General features: G+C 66.1%; 3 protein-coding genes. All 3 read right to left on the bottom strand.

Annotated elements, in window-relative coordinates:
* Positions 1-92: 92 nt before the first annotated feature.
* Genes ACE04F_RS16995 through ACE04F_RS16985 form a run of 3 tightly spaced genes read right to left on the bottom strand, consistent with a single transcriptional unit; the run spans position 93 to position 2,535 of the window.
* The gene (locus tag ACE04F_RS16995; protein WP_486108470.1) at positions 93-1,439 is read right to left on the bottom strand and encodes a CoA transferase; all 1,347 of its coding nucleotides are present in this window, start codon (positions 1,437-1,439) and stop codon (positions 93-95) included.
* 33 nt (positions 1,440-1,472) lie between these two features.
* On the bottom strand, positions 1,473-1,901 hold the full coding sequence (locus ACE04F_RS16990; RefSeq protein ID WP_486108468.1) for a YbaN family protein: 429 nt from the start codon (positions 1,899-1,901) through the stop codon (positions 1,473-1,475).
* A 43-nt stretch (positions 1,902-1,944) separates the two neighbouring features.
* Positions 1,945-2,535 (bottom strand): biliverdin-producing heme oxygenase, encoded by a 591-nt coding sequence (locus ACE04F_RS16985; RefSeq protein ID WP_486108466.1) that lies wholly within the window; start codon positions 2,533-2,535, stop codon positions 1,945-1,947.
* Positions 2,536-2,566: the final 31 nt, after the last annotated feature.

The following is a 2,566-nucleotide window of genomic DNA, read 5'->3' as shown; positions in this document are numbered from 1 at the left end:
GGCTCGCTCCCACGGTGATTCTTCGTAGGCTGTGGGATTTGTGTCTGTCGAAAATCCCATGTGGGAGCTTGCTCGCGATGGCGATCGAACGATCACCACTGGGGGCGATGTGCGCCCAGTTCGGTGGCCGGCAGGGCCCACTGCAACGGTGTGCCGGTGATTTTCAGCGGCACTTGCAAGCGGTGCGCCGGGCCCCAGGGCGTTTGTTCTACCAGCAGGCCCTGGTCGGCCTCGTCTTCGGGGCGCAACGCCGCCCCATCGCCGGCGCCAGCCTCGATCAACAGCTTTGCCGTACGGGCCAGCGACAAGCGTGCCGAACCGCCACGGCCATCGGCCAAGCGCCGAGCCAGCAGTACGATCGCGCTGGCCGCCATCAGATAGCCGGTGCCGTGGTCCAGCGCCTGAACGGGCAGCGGCGCCGGTTTGTCTGTCTGTTTCCAGGCCATGCCGGCCTCGGCGATGCCGCTGCTCATCTGCACCAGGCTGTCAAAGCCGCGTCGGTGTTGCCAGGGGCCGCTCCAGCCGTAGGCGTTGAGACTGACGTCAATCAGTCCAGGCACCAATTGTCGGCGTTGTACGGCGCCGTAGCCCAGGCGTTCGAGCGCGTCGGCGCGATAGCCATGCAGGAGGATGTCGGCATCCTTGAGCAATGCTTCGAACGTCGCGCGGTCGGCGGGCTGATGCAGATCGAGGCGGGCGCAGCGTTTGCCGAGGGTGACTTCCGGAACCGCGCCGGGTTCGTTCCAGGTCGGCGGGTCGATACGCAGCACATCGGCACCCAGCCCGGCCAAAAAACGGCTGGCAATCGGGCCGGCCAGCACGCGGGTCAGGTCAAGCACCTTCAAGCCCGCCAGCGGCTGGGCGACGGAGCCGAGCCAGGGTTCAAGCGGAGCTGCACGCATGTCATCGAAGTGAACAAGTGGTTCGGCGTTCACCGCCAAACCTTGCGGATGGGCCTGCCACGTCTGCCAGGAACGCATCTGTGCGGCGCAACCGCCGGCGTCGACCACGGCCTGTTCCAGTTCGGCCTTGTTCCAACGGACAACTTTGCTCGCCATGTCGGCGCGGTCGCTGCAGCTGCCGAGGACCTTGTCCGCAGCAAGGCGATGATGCGGTGCGTTGGTGTGCAGGCGGATCCAGCCGTCGGCGGTGGCGTAGTCGCCTGCCACCGGGTCCCACAGCGACGGTACGCTCCAGCCGACGGGCCTCAGGGACGTGGCGAACCAGAACGAGGCCAGGCGCCGATCGACTTCAAGCGTCGGCAGGCGGCCGGTTTGCTGATGGATGACTTCGGCGACCGCCTGACCGGCCGTCGCGATGCTGGCGCAGGCCAGTTCCGTGACGGCGAAGACAGAGGGCAGCGCGCCTTCGCCAGTGAAGAGGATCGGAGTCGTGGGCAAACCGAGGGCGGTTTGCATGGATGTGAGCAGATCTGACATCGAAAGCCCTCCAGGCGAGAGCGCGAGCATAGTTCAAAACTGCGTAGGGGGCCGCTTCGCGCCCCAGCGGGAGCAAGCTCCCTCGCCACGAGTTTCCGGGCGTGACCAGATCCACAGGTGGCCCAGGCCCATGCCGGCCATGGCCAGGTACATCGGCCAGCCGTGGGCAAGCGTCAGCCACATCATTGCAGCGCAACCGAGCATGCTGATCGTGGCGCCGACCTTGGCCCGGCGCGGGATGACCTTGCCGTTGCGCCAGTTGTGCAGCATCGGCCCGAACAACCGATGGCGCTCCAGCCAGGCGCTCAGGCGCGGCGAACTGCGGGTCGCGGCCCAGGCGGCGAGCAGGATGAACTCGGTGGTCGGCAGGCCGGGCACGACCAAGGCGATGAGGCCGATGGCCAGGCTGGTGTAGGCGAGCAGGGCGAAGAGCAGTTGGCTGGGTTTGCGGGGACGATTCATCGGGATTTTCTGATCATGTGCAAAATCCCTGTGGGAGAATAGTTCAGGCCAGCTCGGCCGCGTAAGCGTGTTCCAACAGCACGGTAAACCGGTTGAAGGCCTCCAGCGCGCCTTTGTTCGCCTCGGCTTCCTGCTGTTCAGTGAAGGTCAGGCCGTCGAGGGTACGGGTGAAGGTTTTCCAGCCTTCGGCACGGCCGCCCGTCGGTTCCGCCAGGTGCCGGGCGCCGAAGGTTTCGTTCATTCCCAGGGCCACGGCACGCTTGATCAGGAACGCCGCGCCGAGCTTCGAGCCCTCGGAAACGAACAGCCAGCCCAGCGCTTCGGCCTGGCTCGGGTTTTTTACCGCACCGGCCACCGGCGCGGGCACTTCAGTGTCCAGGTCCGCAAGATCCGCCTTGGCCGCTTCGGCGCGGCAGCGGGCCGGCAGGTCGGGAATCAGGGCGGCCAGCTGCGCGTCGTTGTACAGCGCCACCAGTTCTGACTGGAACAGGTACTGGGCGGCGACGAAGCGCGCGTAGCTGGCCTGGGTTTCGAATGGGGCGTGGGCTTTGACCAGGGCGTCGAGCTTGCCGTGGGGCTCGTGGGTGATCTGATTCAGGCGCTGGGAACGTAGGGCGGGGCGCTGGGTGGTCATGAAAAATTCCTTGAAGTGAATACATCGTGGG

This window comes from Pseudomonas sp. AGC41 (assembly GCF_057334555.1).
This window is presented reverse-complemented; position numbering and strand designations above follow the sequence as displayed.